The 18601-nt window shown below is 62.5% G+C and carries 19 protein-coding genes; 8 read left to right on the forward strand and 11 right to left on the reverse strand.

Going from position 1 to position 18601, the window contains the following annotated elements:
* Window positions 1-16: 16 nt before the first annotated feature.
* A complete protein-coding gene (locus MESOP_RS32815; RefSeq protein ID WP_013897302.1) occupies window positions 17-1381 on the reverse strand; it encodes a leucyl aminopeptidase family protein in 1365 nt (454 codons plus the stop codon).
* 126 nt (window positions 1382-1507) lie between these two features.
* Here MESOP_RS32815 and MESOP_RS32820 point away from each other — a divergent pair, with 126 nt between their 5' ends.
* Entirely contained in the window at window positions 1508-2338 is an 831-nt protein-coding gene (locus MESOP_RS32820) for a tetratricopeptide repeat protein (protein ID WP_041164446.1), read from the forward strand.
* A 167-nt stretch (window positions 2339-2505) separates the two neighbouring features.
* Here the strand turns inward: MESOP_RS32820 and MESOP_RS32825 are convergent, their stop codons facing one another.
* The 9 genes from MESOP_RS32825 to MESOP_RS32865 form a co-directional block, all read right to left on the reverse strand.
* Window positions 2506-3525 (reverse strand): type II secretion system F family protein, encoded by a 1020-nt coding sequence (locus tag MESOP_RS32825; RefSeq protein ID WP_013897304.1) that lies wholly within the window; start codon window positions 3523-3525, stop codon window positions 2506-2508.
* 9 nt (window positions 3526-3534) lie between these two features.
* On the reverse strand, window positions 3535-4548 hold the full coding sequence (locus MESOP_RS32830) for a type II secretion system F family protein (protein ID WP_013897305.1): 1014 nt from the start codon (window positions 4546-4548) through the stop codon (window positions 3535-3537).
* A gap of 29 nt (window positions 4549-4577) precedes the next feature.
* Window positions 4578-6083 carry a TadA family conjugal transfer-associated ATPase gene (locus MESOP_RS32835; protein ID WP_013897306.1) on the reverse strand — a complete coding sequence of 502 codons (1506 nt, stop codon included), beginning with the start codon at window positions 6081-6083 and terminating at the stop codon, window positions 4578-4580.
* A gap of 23 nt (window positions 6084-6106) precedes the next feature.
* The gene (locus tag MESOP_RS32840) at window positions 6107-7396 is read right to left on the reverse strand and encodes a CpaE/TadZ family protein (protein ID WP_013897307.1); all 1290 of its coding nucleotides are present in this window, start codon (window positions 7394-7396) and stop codon (window positions 6107-6109) included.
* Window positions 7397-7461: 65 nt separating this feature from the next.
* Window positions 7462-8193: a CpaD family pilus assembly protein gene (locus MESOP_RS32845; RefSeq protein WP_013897308.1), complete on the reverse strand. Its 732-nt coding sequence runs from the start codon at window positions 8191-8193 to the stop codon at window positions 7462-7464.
* Window positions 8194-8207: 14 nt separating this feature from the next.
* On the reverse strand, window positions 8208-9725 hold the full coding sequence (locus tag MESOP_RS32850) for a type II and III secretion system protein family protein (protein ID WP_013897309.1): 1518 nt from the start codon (window positions 9723-9725) through the stop codon (window positions 8208-8210).
* A complete protein-coding gene (cpaB, locus tag MESOP_RS32855; protein WP_013897310.1) occupies window positions 9722-10537 on the reverse strand; it encodes a Flp pilus assembly protein CpaB in 816 nt (271 codons plus the stop codon). The genes MESOP_RS32850 and cpaB overlap by 4 nt, the downstream gene beginning before the upstream one ends.
* A gap of 215 nt (window positions 10538-10752) precedes the next feature.
* Window positions 10753-11271, reverse strand: coding sequence for an A24 family peptidase (locus MESOP_RS32860; protein WP_013897311.1), 519 nt, complete (start codon window positions 11269-11271; stop codon window positions 10753-10755).
* A 171-nt stretch (window positions 11272-11442) separates the two neighbouring features.
* Window positions 11443-11619, reverse strand: coding sequence for a Flp family type IVb pilin (locus MESOP_RS32865; RefSeq protein ID WP_013897312.1), 177 nt, complete (start codon window positions 11617-11619; stop codon window positions 11443-11445).
* A gap of 356 nt (window positions 11620-11975) precedes the next feature.
* Here MESOP_RS32865 and MESOP_RS32870 point away from each other — a divergent pair, with 356 nt between their 5' ends.
* From MESOP_RS32870 to MESOP_RS32880, 3 genes are all read left to right on the forward strand, one after another.
* Complete coding sequence (locus MESOP_RS32870) at window positions 11976-12401, forward strand: pilus assembly protein N-terminal domain-containing protein (RefSeq protein WP_013897313.1); 426 nt, start codon at window positions 11976-11978, stop codon at window positions 12399-12401.
* A gap of 137 nt (window positions 12402-12538) precedes the next feature.
* The gene (locus MESOP_RS32875) at window positions 12539-13129 is read left to right on the forward strand and encodes a TadE/TadG family type IV pilus assembly protein (protein ID WP_013897314.1); all 591 of its coding nucleotides are present in this window, start codon (window positions 12539-12541) and stop codon (window positions 13127-13129) included.
* Between the two features lie 33 nt (window positions 13130-13162).
* The gene (locus MESOP_RS32880) at window positions 13163-13786 is read left to right on the forward strand and encodes a TadE/TadG family type IV pilus assembly protein (protein WP_041164448.1); all 624 of its coding nucleotides are present in this window, start codon (window positions 13163-13165) and stop codon (window positions 13784-13786) included.
* 5 nt (window positions 13787-13791) lie between these two features.
* Here the strand turns inward: MESOP_RS32880 and MESOP_RS32885 are convergent, their stop codons facing one another.
* On the reverse strand, window positions 13792-14715 hold the full coding sequence (locus tag MESOP_RS32885; protein WP_013897316.1) for a phosphate/phosphite/phosphonate ABC transporter substrate-binding protein: 924 nt from the start codon (window positions 14713-14715) through the stop codon (window positions 13792-13794).
* 268 nt (window positions 14716-14983) lie between these two features.
* Here MESOP_RS32885 and MESOP_RS32890 point away from each other — a divergent pair, with 268 nt between their 5' ends.
* From MESOP_RS32890 to rpsT, 4 genes are all read left to right on the forward strand, one after another.
* A complete protein-coding gene (locus MESOP_RS32890; RefSeq protein ID WP_013897317.1) occupies window positions 14984-16270 on the forward strand; it encodes a phosphopentomutase in 1287 nt (428 codons plus the stop codon).
* Window positions 16263-17168, forward strand: a complete 906-nt coding sequence (mutM, locus tag MESOP_RS32895) for a bifunctional DNA-formamidopyrimidine glycosylase/DNA-(apurinic or apyrimidinic site) lyase (protein WP_013897318.1) — start codon at window positions 16263-16265, stop codon at window positions 17166-17168. Before MESOP_RS32890 ends, mutM begins: the two co-directional genes overlap by 8 nt.
* Before the next feature lie 30 nt (window positions 17169-17198).
* Window positions 17199-17972 carry an enoyl-CoA hydratase gene (locus tag MESOP_RS32900; protein ID WP_013897319.1) on the forward strand — a complete coding sequence of 258 codons (774 nt, stop codon included), beginning with the start codon at window positions 17199-17201 and terminating at the stop codon, window positions 17970-17972.
* A 180-nt stretch (window positions 17973-18152) separates the two neighbouring features.
* A complete protein-coding gene (rpsT, locus tag MESOP_RS32905) occupies window positions 18153-18419 on the forward strand; it encodes a 30S ribosomal protein S20 (protein ID WP_013897320.1) in 267 nt (88 codons plus the stop codon).
* Window positions 18420-18601: the final 182 nt, after the last annotated feature.

Here is an 18601-nt window from a genome sequence, read left to right on the forward strand (position 1 = left end):
GCTCAGCCCACAGCTGTCAGCCGAAGCGTTTCGAGATGATCCGCTCCAACGCGCGGATGCCCTGCGCCTCACCGCCGGCGGGGCCGTGCGGACGGTCGGCGGGGCTCCAGGCGAAGATGTCGAAATGCGCCCAGCTCGCCGTCCTTTCGACAAAGCGCTTGAGGAACAGCGCCGCCGTGATCGAGCCAGCGAAACCGTCCGTGGTGACATTGTTGATGTCGGCGATCTTCGACGACAGTTTCGCCTCATAGGGCTGCCACAGCGGCATGCGCCACAGCGGATCCTCGACCGCGGCGGAAGCCGCCGCCAGGTCGGAAGCCAGTACCTCGTCGCCGGTGTAGAACGGCGGCAGATCAGGGCCGAGCGCGACACGGGCAGCTCCGGTCAGCGTTGCCATGTCGACAAGCAGCTGGGGCTCCTCGTCATCGGCCAGCGCCAGCGCGTCCCCCAGCACGAGCCTTCCTTCAGCGTCCGTGTTGCCGATCTCGACTGAGATGCCCTTGCGGCTCGCCAGCACATCGCCCGGCCGGAAGGCGTTGCCGGCGATGGAATTCTCGACCGCCGGGATCAGCACGCGCAGCCGCACGTTCAGCCGGGCTGCCATGATCATCGAGGCCAGGCCAAGCACATTGGCCGCACCGCCCATGTCCTTCTTCATCAGCAGCATGCCGGATGACGGCTTGATGTCGAGACCGCCGGTGTCGAAACAGACGCCCTTGCCGACCAGCGTCACCTTCGGCGCGCCTTGCCGTCCCCATGTCATGTCGATCAGGCGCGGCGCGCCGACGGATGCGCGGCCGACGGCGTGGATCATCGGGAAATTCCGCACAAGCAGGTCGTCGCCCTTGATGACCGACACTTCGGCCTTGTGGACCTCGGCCAGGGTGCGCACCGCCGCCTCCAGATCGTCCGGCCCCATATCGCTGGTCGGCGTGTTGACCAGGTCGCGTGTCAGGAAGACACCATCGGCGATGCGGCGAACGCGCGCTGCATCGGCACCGGCCGGCAGGTCGAAGCGCAGCGTCTTGCCCGGCTTCTTGCCATAACGGGTAAAGACATAGCCGCCGAGCACCAACGCGATTGCCGCAAGTTGCGGATCGGCCGGCCCCGAGGCGAAATGCCAGTCGCCTTCGGGCAGGGTTTTCGCCAGCGCGCCGAGCGCGAGCGCGCCATCGCCGTCGCCAAGACCGAACAAGGCACCGGCGAGCGCGCCATTTTCGCCGGGCACGGCCAGCGTCCTGCCTGCCTCCCCGGAAAAGCCGTTGACCCTGGCCCAGGCGGCCATGGACGGCGCAAGGCCCGCGGCCTCCAGGCCATCCCTGGCGACCAGATGGACCGGCAGCGCGCCCTGCAATTTCTTCTCGACGAGTTCGACAGGCATCCGATGTTCTCCTGCCGACCCCTGGCGAGTCGGCGTTTCTTAACCGTCCGTTAGGGTTAACAGAATATTTCTGCGGGAGGAAAGATGGCCACGCAATGGCCGCGCATGAATGGAGGCCCAGGACCGATGCCGACCAACCGCACGACCGACGCCAGGGGAAAACGGCTGATCACCACGGCCCTCATGCTGGCGCTCGCGGCGGGTGTCGCCGGCTGTGGAACCAGCAATCTCACCACCGGCTCGATCGGCCGCACCACCAGCGGCAAACCCCTGGAGACCATGTCGGCGGGCGAACTCCACAATGCCACCGCTTCCCTGGGCCAGTCCTACTCCAGGAATCCGAACGACAAGCGAATCGCCACCAATTTCGCGGCCGCGCTGCAGATGGACGGCGATGCCGACCAGTCGCTTGCCGTGATGCGCAAGCTGGCGATCGCCTACCCCAAGGATCGCGACGTGCTCGCCTCGTATGGCAAGGCGCTGGCCGCCAATGGCCAGTTCGAAGCGGCGCTCGACGCCGTGCAGCGCGCGCAGACGCCCGAATATCCCGACTGGAGGCTGGTGTCGGCGGAAGCGGCCATCCTCGATCAACTCGGCCAGAAGGACCAGGCGCGCCAGGACTATCGCAAGGCGCTCGAACTCAAGCCGAACGAGCCTTCGGTTCTCTCCAATCTCGGCATGTCCTATGTGCTGGCAGGCGATCTGCGCACCGCCGAAACCTACATGCGTTCGGCCGCACAGCAACCCACCGCCGACAGCCGCGTGCGCCAGAACCTTGCGCTCGTCGTAGGCCTGCAAGGCCGCTTCGACGAAGCCGAGAAGATCGCCTCACAGGAACTCTCGCCCGAGCAGGCGCAGGCCAATGTCGCCTATCTCAGGCACATGCTGGCGCAGCAGAATGCCTGGAGCCAGCTCAAGGACCAGGACAAGGACAAGTCGAAGTCCGCGACCAACTGACCGCGCCGCGCCGAAAGCTGATTTCAGCCGGCACGCTCAAGTCACTATTTCATGCATGCGCAGTTTTGGGCGACATGCATGAGACGAAATCCGTTGCGACCATGAATGAAAAGCCGCGCCTGGTTCAGCGCGGTTTTTTCTAGATGTCATGCAGGGATGTGCCGCCGTTACTGGGCAGTCGATGACGCATGATCGCTGCCGAAGATGCCGCGCTGGCTGACCTGAATGCCGGCGGGACCCAGAATGATGGCGAAAAGCACCGGCAGGAAGAACAGGATCATCGGCACGGTGAGCTTTGGCGGCAGGGCTGCCGCCTTCTTCTCGGCGGCGTTCATGCGCTGGTCGCGGCTCTCGGCTGCAAGCACGCGCAACGCATGCGCCACCGGCGTGCCGTAACGCTCGGCCTGGACGAGTGCCTGCGACACCGACCTGACCGATTCCAGGCCGGTGCGGCTGGCCAGATTCTCGTAAGCCTGCTTGCGTTCCTGCAGATAGGAAAGCTCGGCGTTGGTCAGGATGAACTCTTCAGCCAGTGCCACCGATTGCGCGCCGATCTCGTCGGCGACCTTGCGGAGCGCGGCTTCGACCGACATGCCCGATTCCACGCAGATCAGCATCAGGTCGAGCGCATCCGGCCACGCCATCTGGATCGATTGCTTGCGCTTGGTGGCGCGGTTGTTGACATAGACAACCGGCGCATAGAAGCCGGCATAGGCAACGAGGATGCAAACGAAAAGCCGGATGACCAATGGCTTGTCGGGCAATCCTCCGAGCACGAATATGTAGACCAGGGCCAACGCCAAGCCGACGAAAGGCAGCACGAGACGGAAGAACAGAAACCGCGTCAGCGGATTCTGGCCGCGAAAGCCGGCAACCTTGAGCTTCTGCAAGGTGCTTTCGTCGGCAAGGGCGCGGCGCAGATCGAGCCGGTCGACAATGTTGCGCATGCCGACCGACTGTTCTTCGCGCAAGCCCTTGCGCCGGCGATCGGCCTCGGTTGCCAGCCGCGCGCGCTGCTTGGCGCGAAGCTCATCGCGCTCCAGCGCGACCGATTTCATGCGCGACTTGAGCTGGTTTCCGCTGAACGCCGGCAGCAGTGTAAAGACGGTCGCGAACACCGCGATGGCGACGAGCAGCGCGATCAGGAGGCTCGGATCGGTCAGTGATTTGATGACTTGATCGGTCATGTCGCTATCCTAGACCTCGAAGTTCATCATCTTGCGCATCACCAGGATGCCGATTGACATCCAGACTGCCGAACAGCCGAGGATGAGATTTCCAACGCTGGTGTTGAACAGCGGCATCAGGTAGCTCGGGCTCGACAGGTAGACGAGAAACGCGACGATGAAAGGCAGCGCTCCGATGATGGCGGCCGACGCCTTTGCCTCCATCGACAGCGCCTGGACCTTGGCCTTCATTTTCTTGCGATCACGAAGCACCCGCGAAAGATTGCCTAGCGCCTCGGAGAGATTGCCACCGGCCTGCGACTGGATCTGGATAACGATGCCGAAGAAGCTCGCCTCGGTGCATGGCATGGTTTCGGGCATGCGCAAGGTTGCGTCGGGGATCGACAGGCCCATCTGCTGCGAATCGACGATGCGGCGAAACTCCGTCTTCACCGGCTCGGGGGCTTCGTTGGCGATCAGGCGCACTGCATCGTTCAGCGGCAGGCCGGACTTGACCGCGCGCACGATGATGTCGAGCGCGTTTGGAAATTCGTTGAGGAACGCCTTGACGCGCCGGCTGCGGCGAAATGAAACGAACCAGCGCGGCAGGCCGAGCGCACCGGCCAGCAGCACGCCGGGCAAGACGATCAGCGGCGCCCCGGCCACGAACGCGATCACTGTCAGCGCGATGCCGCATATGGCGGAATAGATATAGAAACGCTCGATCGGAACCTTCATCCCAGCCTGGCGAAGCTGCGCCTTCAGCGGCGGCTTCTTGATGGCGCTGTCCTTGGATTTCTGCTTCTCGTCGAGCTCCTTGAGCGAATCCTGGACCGATTTGCGGCGCTTGGCCGCGTCCGTCGCACGGTCGCGCGTGGCCTTGACGACGGAACGGTCCGTCTCCGCGGCCTTGATCGTTTCAAGCCGCTTGCCGGTCTGTCTCTCATTGCTGATCTGGTTGAACAGAAATGCATAGGCGACCGCGCCGGCGCTGAAGCCGGCGAGCACGACAAACGCCAATACGGTGCCGTCAATTCCAAACATCGACCAGAACCTTCACGCCTGCGGGTACGTCAGTCAGCGCGTTTCTCCATCGCCTCGAGCGCTATGGCGAGGCGCTGCTCCTCGCCGTAGTAGCGAGCCCGTTCCCAGAAATGCGGACGGCCGATGCCGGTCGAGACGTGCTCTCCCAACAGCCTGCCGTTGGCGTCCTCGCCCTTGATATTATAGAGGACGATATCCTGCGTGATAACGACATCGCCTTCCATCCCGATCACCTCGGTGATGTGGGTGATGCGACGCGAACCGTCGCGCAGGCGGGCCGCCTGGATGATCACGTCGATGGAGCCGACGACGATTTCGCGCACCGTTTTCTGCGGCAGCGAGTAACCGCCCATGGCGATCATGGATTCGATACGGTTCAGGCATTCGCGCGGGCTGTTCGAGTGGATCGTTCCCATCGAGCCGTCGTGGCCGGTGTTCATCGCCTGTAGAAGGTCGAACACCTCCGGTCCGCGCACTTCGCCGACGATGATGCGCTCGGGCCGCATGCGCAGGCAATTCTTGACCAGATCGCGCATCGTCACCTCGCCTTCGCCTTCGAGGTTGGGCGGACGGGTTTCCAGGCGAACGACATGCGGCTGCTGCAGTTGCAGTTCGGCCGAGTCCTCGCAAGTGATGACGCGCTCCTCGCGGTCGATGTAGTTGGTCAGGCAGTTGAGCAATGTCGTCTTGCCGGAGCCGGTGCCCCCTGAGATGACGATGTTGCAGCGGACCCGGCTGATGATCTTGAGGACTTCGGCTCCCTGTGGCGAGATGGCGCCGAACTTGACCAGCTGATCGAGCGTCAGCTTGTCCTTCTTGAACTTGCGGATGGTGAGCGCGGTGCCATCGATGGCGAGCGGCGGCGCGATGACGTTGACGCGGGAGCCGTCGGGAAGGCGGGCGTCGCAGATCGGGCTGGATTCATCGACACGGCGGCCGACCTGGCTGACGATGCGCTGGCAGATGTTGAGAAGCTGCTGGTTGTCACGAAAGCGGATCGGGGTCTGTTCGACCTTGCCGTTGACTTCGATGTAGACGTTCTTGGAGCCGTTGACCATGATATCGGCGATGTCGTCACGGGCAAGCAATGGCTCGAGCGGCCCATAGCCAAGCACGTCGTTGCAGATGTCCTCGAGCAGTTCCTCCTGCTCGGCGATCGACATCGCGAAATTCTTGATCGCGATGATGTCGTTGACGATGTCGCGGATTTCCTCGCGCGCGCTTTCGGGATCGAGCTTGGCGAGCTGCGACAGGTCTATCGTGTCGATGAGCGCCGAGAACACCTGGCTCTTGGTGTCGTAATAGGTCTCGCTCTTTTCGCGGCCACGCTTCGGCTCCGGTGCGACGGGGGGCGCCTCGACCGCGCGGCGAGCCGGCGGTGCGACAGGTGCGCTCGGCTGCGGCGCTGCCGCCGGCCGTGCGAGAACCGCCGTGTCAGCCGAACCCGCGGCTGCCGGTGCGGCCGGCGCAGGTGCCGGCTGGCGAAATTCCGGCGTGAACCGGTTGCCGTCGTCGTTGCCTCGTTTACCAAACATGATCGACTACCGATCCCACTGCGTCACTTCTTGTTGCGCGACAGCTTGCCGAGCAGACTGCCCAGGCCAGCCTTCTTTTTCGTCTTGATCTCGCTGCGGCCGGTCAGCACATGAGCAATCTCGTTGATCGTGGCCACAACCGGGTTCTTGGCATCCATCTCGCCGAGCATACGCCCGTTGTTGGCGGCATTGCCGAACAGGACCGGATCAAAGCCGATGACCGACATCGGCGTCAGGCCGAGCGGCTCGGCGAAATCGGAAGGCGAAATCTCCGGTCGCTTGGGGATCCCGGCCTGGTTGATGATCAGCTTTGGCGGCGGGTCGTTGGGACGAAGCCGCTTCAACATGTCGACCAGGTTTTTGGTGTTGCGCAGATTGGCAAGCTCCGGCGTCGCCGTGATGACGATCTCGTCAGCCTTGACCAGCGTGTTCTTGGCCCACCCGGTCCAGACATGGGGAACGTCGAGCACCAGGAGCGGCACGCTGCGCTGCGCGGTATCGACAAGTTGCGCAAAGGCATCCGGATCGAAGTCGTAGACGCGTTCCAGTGTCGAAGGCGCCGCGAGCAGCGACAGGTGCTCGGCACACTGGGTCAGCAGCCGGTCGAGATAGACTTCGTCTATGCGCTCGGGCGAAAACACCGCTTCGGCGATGCCCTGTGCCGGATCCTGGTCGAAATTGATGTTGGCGGTGCCGAAGGCGAGGTCGAGATCGGCAACGACGACCTCGGATTTGAAGAGAGAAGACATCGCCCAGGCTACATTGTGGGCGATCGTCGAGGAGCCGACGCCGCCCTTGGCGCCAATGAAGGCGACCGAGCGGCCGAGCGGTTCAGCCTCCGGATCGACGAAAATCGACGACACGACACTGACGATGTCGGCCATCGAGACCGGCGCGATGACGTATTCGGAGATGCCGGAGCGGATGAGTTCGCGATAGAGGCCGACATCATTGTAGTGGCCGATCACCACCACTTTCGAGGACGGATCGCAGTATTCCGAGAGCTGGGCGAGTTGCTCCAGCAGTTGCTTGGGTTCGCTGCGCGACTCCAGCAGGATCAGGTTGGGCGTTGGCGCCGATTGATAGAACTCGACTGCGGTGGGAACGCCGCCCATGTGGACCTTGAGATGCGCCTTGGTCATGCGGCGGTCCTCGCCGGCCCGCTCGACCGGATTGGCAACGCCCTCCGTCTCGCAGAATGCCTGGATCGAGATGCGCGGTATCGGCCGCAACGCCTGCATCGCGGCGATGTCCTGCGGCGAGGTATCGCCGCCATCCACGGTGGCGTCATAGGCGAGGTTGCTCATGGTCATGCTCTTTCCGTGGCCTGTTCTTTGCGTGGCCTGTTCTTGCGTGACTTCTCTTTCCCGAGGGCGGCTCAGTAGGTCACTTCCGAATTGCCGAGGAACTCATCCGAAATGCCCCTGCTGCGGTAGACATCGATCACCGCGCCACGATTTTCCGCATCGATGGTGGTCTGCTTGCGCGGTCCGAGCAGATCGGCCGGATTGGCCATCTGGGCGGCGAGATTGTTCTGATAGGAGCAGCCGAAGTCGGCGTAGTGCTTGTTCTCGGACGACTCGACCAGATCTTCGGGCCAGCGTCCGCATTTGTCGGTCTGGGCCCTCACCGCGATAAAGGAGACGCGAACCGGGGCCGATGCCTCGCTCGACCCAGCCTGATAGGAGACCACGGCGATCCGGTTGCGCTTGATGCCGCTGGCGACCGCGAGCCTGGCGAAATCACGGCCGGCCGCCCTTGCGGCAACCTCGTTGGCCGATCCGCTGGGAATCTGGATGGTCAACGCCGGAGCGGCACTCTTGTCATAGCCATCGAGGAAACCCAGAAGCGTATCGCGTTGCGAGCCGGTCATGCCGCGGTCGCCGGCACCGACGGGCAGGTCGATCTTCTGGTTCTTTTCCGCGATGACGATGGGATGGTTGGTGCGATAGTCGTCCGGAATGGCGCCGACGGTGACACTGTCGCGCTGGGCGCAACCGGCCAGCAGAGCCGTTGCCGCCACCGCCAGGACCGGAAGGGCGCGCAGCCAGATCCGCGAACGGCCAGGGCGCATCGTGGCGATGCTTGTCTTCAACGCTGACTGAGACATGTCCGCTTCCCCATTCACTTGTAGATGTAGCCGACAACGCCGTGGTACCGGCCGTTGGGCTTGTCGGTCTGCATGGTGCCGTAGACGCGATTGACCTTGCCAAGGAACATGGCGGCGCCATCGCTGGCAGCGTTGAAATTGTCATCCGGCTTGGCGAGATCGTTGCGCGCCACCGGCTTCACCAGATAAGGAGTGATGATGATCACCAGCTCGGTCTCGTTGCGCACGAAATCCCTGCTGCGGAAGAGCGCACCGAGCACCGGGATCTTCGTCAATCCAGGCAACCCGTTGACGGCTTGCCTGACATCGTCGCGCACCAGGCCGGCGATCATCATGGAGCCGCCCGAGGGCAGTTCGACGGTCGTATCCGCAAGACGCTTGCGCAGCGACAGGGCATTCATGCCGACACTCGTGTTGGACGTGGAGGACGACACGGATCCTTCGGTTGTCGGTTCGGAAACCGAGGTTCTAACTTTCAGGCTTATGCGACCGGGCGACAAAACCACCGGCTGGAATTCCAGGCCGATGCCGTACTCGATCTTGTCGACCGAATAGGTCTTCAGGCCGGTCTGGTTGTCGGCGGACACGTTCGCGGAGACGCCGGTCACCATGTTGTATTCACCGCCAACCTTGAAGGTCGCCTTTTCTCCAGACACGGCGGTCAAGGTCGGCTCTGCCAGGGTCTTCATGACTCCCGACTGCTCCATTGCGTTGATATAGGCCTGCAGCCCCGAAGCATTGATACTGAAGCCCGCATTCGACAACGGCTTGCCTAGACCCGTGAAAGGGTCACTGAGCGCGCCGTAGCTGATGCCGTTGCTGCCGCCGCTGCCAACCATGTTGACACCGAGCTGCTTCATCACCGAGCGGCTGACTTCAGCGACGGTCACTTTCAGCGTCACCTGGTCGTCACCGATGATCTGCAGGAGGTTGACGATCTTGCTGGTGCGGCGTTCCTGGTCGGGGTTGTTGATGTCGACACCGCTCTGGGCCGAGCCGCCGGCCGCGGTCTGCGAATATTGTCCTGTCGTTGCTTCACCGCCCGAGACGAAGATGGTCGCCAGATCAACGGCTCGTTTCGAGTCCAGCGGCGTATCGACCGTTCCGGTCAGGACGACGTTGTCGTTCAGCAGTTCCACCTTGATATCCGAGGTCGGAATAAAGCGCCTGATGTAGTCTTCCAGGCCGGCGACGTCGCGTTCGACGGCCAGATCCAGGCTGGCGATCTGTTCGCCGTTCGGACCGAAGACGAAGATGTTGGTCTCGCCGACCGCCTTGCCGAACAGGTAGATACGCCTTGCGGTGCGGGTCACGGCATCGGCAACGGACGGGTTGGCGACGAGAATGTCGTAGGCATCGCTCGGCAGGTCTATGACCACCGACTTGTTGAGGCCAAGCTTGACACGCTGGGAGGCCGTGGTGGCCGTCACCTGCGTACTCTTGGCCTCGACAACGCCCTGCACATTCGTCCCGACGAGCAGGAGGCCGAATGCCGCGGCCACGATCGCTGGCAGTTTACCGCTTAGCCTCATTTCCTTGCCCCTACTTCGGAAACTTCGCCCGACTTGATCAGTCTCACCGTTCCCTTGCGGCCATTGCCGGAAACGAGATAGTCGGCCTCGTCCACATTCTTTTCCTGGGTGTCCGTGATCGCCCGCAACGCCAGTGTCAGGCGATCCGCCATCTGCTGGGCGACGGTGATGATCTCCGCCTGCTTGGGTGTGAGCTCCAGCGTGGCGGTCTGGCCCACCCTGGTCTTCTTGCCTTCCTCGTCCTCCTGGATGGTCTGGTCGATTGCCAGGACGCGGATGTTCTTGAGGATGGTTTCGGTGTTGAAGCCGGTGCTGCCGCTGTTGGCGTCCGCCCTGCGGGTCATGATGACGTCGACAAAATCATTGGGAAGGATGAAGCCGCCGGCCGACGTGTCGGCCGATATGGTCGTGGCGACCGCCCGCATCCCTGAAGGCAGGATCGACGACATGAAGCTTTGCCCCTCGCCGATCAGTTTGGAACGCCGCACGGGTTCGCCCGCGTACATCCCCACACGGGCTATCGACCCCTTCAGTTTCTCCAGGGCGTCGGGAGCCGTGGCCTTGGTGATGAAGTTCGGGTTGATGCCGTCGGCTGGCCAGGGCTGCCAGGCGATGTTGTTCTCGAGCTGGTTACCCATCGCGACATCGCCTGAAAGCACAAGCACGTCCTGCAGAGCCACCGCGGGAGCCTTGGGGCCGGAATCGACGACGATCTGGGCGGGTGGCGGGGCGACCATGTTCTTCGCGACGTAGCCAGCACCACCCGCCGCGGCTACCGCCACGCTTAAGATAATCAATCGGGATGCTGGCATCTGTCCGAACCCTCGCCCTTGGCAAACCACGTAGCCAAGGCGGACTTTGCAGCGGCAATCGTCAAAACAAGGTTAATGTAATGCTTACGATCGTGATTAATTTAAGGTTTACATAAATTAGACGGATCGGGCCGCGGCCCAGCAATGCTGCCGGCCAGACCCTTTTCAAGGCCAAGCCCAACGACACAAATCAGGAAAAGAAATTAGGACTGAACTCAGCTCGCCAGCCTTGCCAGCGCCCAGACCATCAAGGGCGAATCCGGATAGGTCAGCAGCCCACCCAGGCCGAGAGCGATCCCGTATGGAACACCGGCCGACTCTTCGGCGAAATGACGCAGGAATGGATTGCGGCCGGTAATTACCGCCAGCGGCGACTTGCGATAAAGCACGATGGCGAGCGTCAGCAGGCCGCCGATGAACGTCGAGACAACAAGGTACTCGACGAGATGCACGTTGAGCCCCATCCACACGGCCGTGGCGGCCAGCAGCTTGGCGTCGCCTCCGCCCATGCCGCCCATCGCGAACAGGCCGAACGTCACGGCCAGGATCAGCGCGCCGGCGGCAAAATGCCAACCGTATGTTGCCCATTCCATGCCCGTCAGCGGCGCAACCAGTGCAAAGACGATAACGAGCAGCACCGACACGCGGTTGGCAATCGTCATCGACAGCATGTCGGAGATCGCCGCGAACAGCATGCAGAACGGAAAGACGACGAAGATCAGGGCTTCAAGCATCGGCGCTATGCCTATTGTGCGAATTCCACCGGGTTCAATCTAGGCATCTTCGATTAACGATTGATGAGACCCGGAATGAAAGATGGCTGTGTTGGCTAGGATATAGAAAAAGGGCCGCCACGCGGCAGCCCCTTTCCAATACGCAATCTGGATACCCAGCAATACGGCGGATCAGGCGCCGCTGGAGTTCAGGGTGGTTCCGATCGTGGTGAACTTGGCATTGATTGCATTGCCGAGCGCGCCGGCGCCGGTGATGATGGCGAGCGCGATGAGAGCGGCGATCAGACCATATTCGATAGCGGTCGCGCCGGATTCGTCCTTCACGAAACGTGCAAAAAGGTTAGACATTCGAGAGCTCCTACTCCACGTGTTACAGCACTTCCGTCAACTTCTGTGATGGTTGATCGGATGCTTCCAATCTAGGGAGAAGCTCTTTCGATCGGCTTAATAAACAGCCTTACCGATTCCTTTCCCGGCTCGAACATATTGCGTGGTTAACCCCATACTAAGCGGTCGCTAAAATACCATTTTCAAGGCCAATGCCGCAAAGGGCAAGGGCTGGGAACGCTCGCGACCAAGCTGAGATCCAGCCGTGCCGGACACCCCCTCGATCGCGACTTCCGATGCCGGGCAGGCGGACTTAACCGTTGGTTCACCAATCTCGTTCATGTTCTGTTGAACAGTTTGCTGCGTGGAGCGCCTCAATGGCCGAGCCGAGATTCTCAATCCTGATTGCCGCGCTTCTTGCAGCAACGTGCCTCGTCGTGCCTGCCAGGGCCGGCACCGGCATCGAGGTCACCATGAACCAGGCCAAGATCGTGAAGCTGTCGCGCCCCGCCGACACGATCGTCGTCGGCAACCCGTCAATCGCCGATGCCTCGGTCCAGGACGCCTCGACGATCGTGCTCACCGGCAAGGGTTTCGGCGTCACCAATCTCGTCGTTCTCGACCAGGAGGGCAGCCCGATCGTCGACGCGCAGGTTACAGTCGTTCGGCAGGCAGCCTCCTCGGTGCGCATTTACCGGCGCGCCGAAGTGCAGACCATGTCCTGCACGCCCTACTGTGAAAGCTCGTACAAGAGCGAGGCGGAAAAATCCTCCGAAGCAGAGATGGGCGGCGGCAGCAAATAGGCGGCGCCCGCCCGCTATCCGGGTTACCGCCTGGTTAAGACACGTGCGTCGACTTTAGCGATCATTCAAACCGGGCCTCAATTGGTTTGCGCTAATAACACCTGTCAGAACCGTCCAGGGGTGGCAGGAAACAGGGCATGGGCAAGGAATTCACATCGAAAGGTCAGCGTAAGGTGGAGCGCTCCAGCTTCTTCAGGCGCTTCTTCCACGACCGGCGCGGCAGCACGGCCCTGGAGTTCGCGCTGCTGGCAATGCCGTTCGCCCTCCTCGTCTTCGCTATCCTTGAAAGCTGCATCTCGTTTGCCGGCCAGGAAGTGATGGCCAACATCACCGACGATGTCGCGCGCCAGCTGCGCACGGGCCAACTGAGGCCGGCCGATGTCGCGGGAGGCAAATTGACGACCCTGATCTGCGACAGGCTGGAGATCATCGTCTCCACGGATTGCCCCAATCAGTTGCTTGCGGATCTTCGCGAATATCCGACTTTCGCCGACGCGGCCTCGGCGAGCTTCAAGATCCAGAACGGCGACGTCGTGCTGATGCAAGGCACCAACTCACAGGCCTTCGCGACTACGCCGGGCTTGGCGGAATCGAGGAACATGCTGCGGGTCTTCTACAAATGGCCTGTGATGACCGATCTGATGGCCAAGTCGATGGCCAATCTGAGCGGTGGCAGGACGCTGCACTTCGCGTCCGTGACCTGGCAGAACGAGCCGTTCGACAATTGAGTTCGCAAACACCAACAAGAAAAAAGGCAGGGCATGATGCGTGCGGGGGCACATCCGGAAATCGCAGGGATCCGCGGCAAGGCAGTCGGGTTCTGGTCCAATCGCCGTGGCGTCGCCGCGGTCGAGTTCGCTCTCATCGTGCCTATCCTGCTGGTCATGTACTTCATGACCATGGAGGCTTCGCAGGCCATCGAGACCAGCAAGAAGGTCAGCCGTATCGGCAGCATGGTCGCCGACCTGGTCACGCAGCAGCCGACCATCGTCGCGGCGGACCTCGATGCCATCATGAAGATCGGCACCTCGACCATTCAGCCCTATAACCGGTCGACGCCCAGCATTATCATCACGGCAATACAGGTCACCACCGATACGCCGCCCAAGGTGAACGTGGTGTGGTCGCGCAAGCTGGTCAATGGCGTCTCCAGCATCGCCACTACCTTGCCCGCGACCACTACGGTTCCGACAACGCTCAGGGTCGCCGGCACCTTCCTCATCCGCGTTCAGAGCAATCTGAGCTATTCGCCGATTATCAACTGGCAGCCGGACACCCAACAAAAGCTTGGATTGACCCAATCCCTCAGCACCACCATACCGATGGGCGAAACCTACTATCTGCGTCCCCGCAGAAGCCTGACGATCCCCTGCGGCGATTGCTGAAGACCTTACTGCTGCCCACCATCGGTTGACACAAAGCGCACGGTGGCTTCCGCCATCGCGTAATCCTTTGGGGCCACGGTCAAAAACCCACCGGAATGTTTCGATTCCAGGAGATCGTAGACATCCGGTGTCGTCGACTTGAGGTTGGTGAGGAACACGGTCAGCCGGCGCTTGGCTTCCGGGTCAAGATCGCTGCGTACGGCGTGGGGACCGTATCTGAGCACCCCCGACGTCCAGACGATCTGGAAAGCCGACGGCGAAAGACCGGCCGCTTCGAGCCTTGCCTGCGTGCCGCCCGATAGCAGCGGCTGGCCGTCGGCCGCAGCCCTTACCCAGCCGAACAAGGCGTCGGCCTTGCCATCGAAGAGCATGGCCTCCGCCGCTGACGCCGTCACGGCATGGATCAAAAACGGTGAATCTTCGGCGATCTTGACGTGTTCGGCGGCCAAGCCCGCCAGCGGCAAAAGCGAGCCCCCGACGCTGTCCGATGGCGGCATGGCGATCCGGTGGGTCTCCATCGCCGCTAGGCCTGATAGCTTGCCGTCCCTGGTGAGCAGCACCGAACGGATGCCGGTCGCACCGTCGGAATCGACCGGAGCCACAAGCGGCTCGACGCATCCACAACGCTGCAACGCCGTGGCGTAGGCGGTCGCCGAATAGATGGCGTATTCGATCCGGGCGTTGGCCTGCGCCTCGATCAGGGCGGCATAATCGCGCGCGACGACGAACTCCACCTTCATGCCGAGCGCGTTGGTGAAGGCTTGCGTCAACTGGGCCAGCCCGGGAACCGTGTTCCCGGCGCCAGGCTCGGCGACGACGCCGATGCGGAATGTGCCGATATCCTCGCGCCAGTCGGCCTGCGCCGGCCCGCACCAGAACGCACCATGCACGAGCATAAGGACAGCCAATGCCTTGGGCGCAGCCTTCATGACAGGACCGTCCCGGGTTCTATTCCATCCATGCCACGCCCGCCGCGTCGCCCCACTTTTGTTTTGTCCATGTCGTTATCCAAAACCGCTGCGCACTTTTGGGCGACATGGACTCTTGGCCTATCCATGTCGTTATCCCAAAACCGCTGCGCACTTTTGGGCGACATGGACCTGACTATCGCGCCAAGCCGTTGCCGTTTGGTTTCCGAATTGCCAATGCCACCGTGGGACCCTATGTCTGGTCGTTCACACTGGCAACGATGATCCGATGGCGCGTGCTTTCCTCTTTGTCCTGGATTCCTTCGGCATCGGCGGCGCGGCCGACGCCGAACGCTATGGCGATGCCGGTGCCAATACCCTCGCCCACATCGCCGAAGCCTGCGCGGAAGGGCGCGCGGACCGCGAGGGGCTTCGTCAAGGTCCGCTGTTTGTCCCCAACATGGCATCGCTCGGGCTTGGCAAGGCGGCCGAGACCGCGACGGGATTGGGCTTTGCCCATTTCGGGACGGACCTGCTCGCCTATGCCTTCCACGGTGCGGCGCAAGAGGTTTCGAGCGGCAAGGACACGCCTTCCGGCCACTGGGAGATGGCGGGCCTGCCGGTGGGCTTCGACTGGGGTTACTTCCCCGACACGGTTCCCGCGTTTCCGGCGGAACTGACCGAGGCGATCATCCGCGAGGGCAAGGTTCCAGGCATTCTCGGCAATTGTCATGCGCCCGGCACCGAGATCATCGAACGGTTCGGCGAGGACCATATCCGCACCGGCAAGCCGATCTGCTACACATCCGTCGATTCTGTCCTGCAGGTTGCCGCGCATGAGGTTCATTTCGGCCTGGAGCGGCTTTATGAATTCTGTCAGGTGGTGCGGCGGCTGGTTGATCCATTGAGGATCGGACGCGTGATCGCCCGACCTTTCGTCGGCGAAACCGCCGCCACCTTCACGCGAACGTATAACCGCCACGACTACGCCGTGCCGCCGCCGGAGCCGACGTTGCTCGACCGCCTGACGGCGCGTGGAAGCCGTGTCATCGCCGTCGGCAAGATCGGCGACATCTTCGCCCATCGCGGGATTTCGGAAGTGCGCAAGGCCGCCGGCAACATGGCCATGTTCGACAAGGCGTTGGCCGCGATGGACGACGCCGGCGCCGGCGATCTCGTTTTCGCCAATTTCGTCGATTTCGACACCGAATTCGGCCATCGCCGCGATGTGGCGGGCTATGCCGCCGCGCTCGAGGCCTTCGACCGGCGGCTGCCGGAGGCATTCTCCAGGCTGAGGCAGGGCGACCTGCTCATCCTGACGGCCGATCACGGCAACGATCCGACCTGGGGCGGAACCGATCACACGCGTGAGCGTATCCCGATAATCGGCATCGGGCCGGGCCTCAAGGGCGGCGACATCGGGCTGCGTGCGACATTCGCCGATATCGGCGAGACCGTGGCCGAACATCTCGAACTGGCGCACGGCCGTCACGGCACTTCTTTCTATCCAGCGATTGGCGGCCCGGCGATTGGCGGCCCAATGATTGGCGGCCCAATGATTGGCGGCCATGCCTGAATTGCCCGAAGTCGAAACGGTCCGGCGCGGGTTGCAGCCGGTTATGGAAGGTGCCCGCCTTGTCCGTGTCGAGACGCGACGACCGGATTTGCGGTTTCCCTTTCCCGAACGGTTTTCGGAGCGGCTGACCGGCAGGACGATCACCGCGCTCGGCCGCCGCGCCAAATATCTGACCATGCACGTGCAGGACGGTCCGGTGCTGATCTGCCATCTCGGCATGTCGGGCTCCTTTCGCATCGAGGCCGATGCCGACAACGAGACCGACGACAACGGGACTCTGGGCGTGTTCCACCACGAACGCCCGAAAAGCGCGGCGCACGACCATGTCGTGTTTCATGTCGCCTCCGCGGCCGGTGCCCGGTCCCGCGTGATCTTCAACGATCCGCGCCGCTTCGGCTTCATGCTGTTTGCGGAAGGATCGCCGGAGACGCATCCGATGCTGGCCGGGCTGGGCGTCGAGCCCACGGGCAACGCGCTGGACGGCGTGCTGCTCGCCTCGTTGCTGAAGGGCCGCAGATCGCCGCTGAAGGCAGCGCTTCTCGACCAGAGGCTGATCGCGGGGCTTGGCAATATTTATGTGTCGGAAGCGTTGTGGCGCGCCGGCCTGTCGCCGCTGCGCGAAACAGGCACCATCGCCAGACCGGGCAAGAAGGCCAGGGAACAGAGCGAACGCCTCGCCGAGGCGATCCGCTCTGTCATATCGGATGCCATCGCCGCTGGCGGATCTTCGCTGCGCGACTATATGCACGCGGACGGATCGCTGGGCTACTTCCAGCATTCCTTCGCCGTCTACGACCGGGAGGGTGAGCCTTGCGCGAAACCCGGCTGCGGCGGCCACGTCGAACGCGTCGTCCAGAGCGGGCGCTCGACCTTCTATTGCCGGACGTGTCAGAGCTGAGTTAGACCGGATCAAGCGAGGAGCGCAGCCATGGCCTATGAAACGATCATCACCGAGACGCGCGGCAAGGTCGGGCTGATCACGCTGAACCGGCCAAAGGCGCTCAACGCGCTGAATTCCCAGATCCTCGCCGAACTCGTCGTGGCGGTGAACGCTTTCGGCGCCGATCCTGGTATCGGCGCCATGGTCGTTACCGGTTCCGACAAGGCCTTTGCCGCCGGTGCCGACATCAAGGAGATGCAAGCCATCTCCTATGTGGACGCCTACAGCCAGGACTTCTTCGTCGGCTGGGAAGAGTTCACGCGTGGCAGAAAACCTGTCATCGCGGCGGTGGCCGGCTATGCCCTGGGGGGCGGGTGCGAACTGGCGATGATGTGCGATTTCATCATCGCCGCCGATACGGCCAAATTCGGCCAGCCCGAAATCACGCTTGGCGTCATTCCCGGCATGGGCGGGTCGCAACGACTGACCCGGTTCGTCGGCAAATCGAAGGCCATGGACATGTGCCTGACCGGACGAATGATGGACGCGGCGGAAGCCGAGCGCTCCGGCCTGGTGTCGCGGGTGGTGCCTGCAGGCGAGCTTGTCGAGGAGGCCGTCAAGGCGGCGGCCAAGATCGCCGATTTCTCCCTGCCGTCGGTGATGATGGCGAAGGAGGCCGTCAACCGCGCCTACGAGACGACGCTGGCGGAGGGATTGCGGTTCGAACGCCGCCTGTTCCACTCGCTTTTCGCGCTCGATGACCAGAAGGAAGGCATGGCGGCCTTCGCCGAAAAGCGGAAGCCGAATTTCACCAACCGATAGAGCGTCGCCGGCCGCGACCGAAACCCCACGGCATCGGCCAAAAAGAACGCCAGGCAGCGTTGACGCGCCGGAAAAGCTGAACTATAAGCCCCACCAACCGAGGCGGCCCCGTGGCTGCCCGTTTGTTTTTTGCGCCCTGCGGCATGCCGCGTGCGCCGACCAGATCAGAAGAGAGGCATCATGGCCAACACATCCTCGGCCAAAAAGGCAACGCGCAAGATCGCCCGCCGTGCGGAGATCAACAAGAACCGCCGCTCGCGCGTCCGCACCTACGTCCGCCAGGTCGAGGAGGCACTCGCCTCCGGCGACAAGGCTGCCGCGCAGGCCGCTTTCAAGGCCGCCGAGCCTGAATTGATGCGTGCCGCGACCAAGGGCATCATCCACAAGAACACCGCGTCGCGCAAAGTGTCGCGTCTGGCTCAGCGCCTCAAGGTGCTGTCGGCCTGACATCGCCTTCCAAGGCTGATCTTCTTCGAACCCGGCCGATCGCGCCGGGTTTTTTCGTTTGCCGGCAAGTACTTAAAAAGAATGCCCGCAAGCAGCGTCAAGAACGGATTGCACGGTTCAAAGTGTTTTGCCGGCACATGCATGCCCGTTGAAGGTCGACATGCTTGAAAAGCGTCGCCTAA

It is taken from the genome of Mesorhizobium opportunistum WSM2075, from assembly GCF_000176035.2.
In the GTDB taxonomy this organism is placed as follows: Bacteria; Pseudomonadota; Alphaproteobacteria; order Rhizobiales; family Rhizobiaceae; genus Mesorhizobium; species Mesorhizobium opportunistum.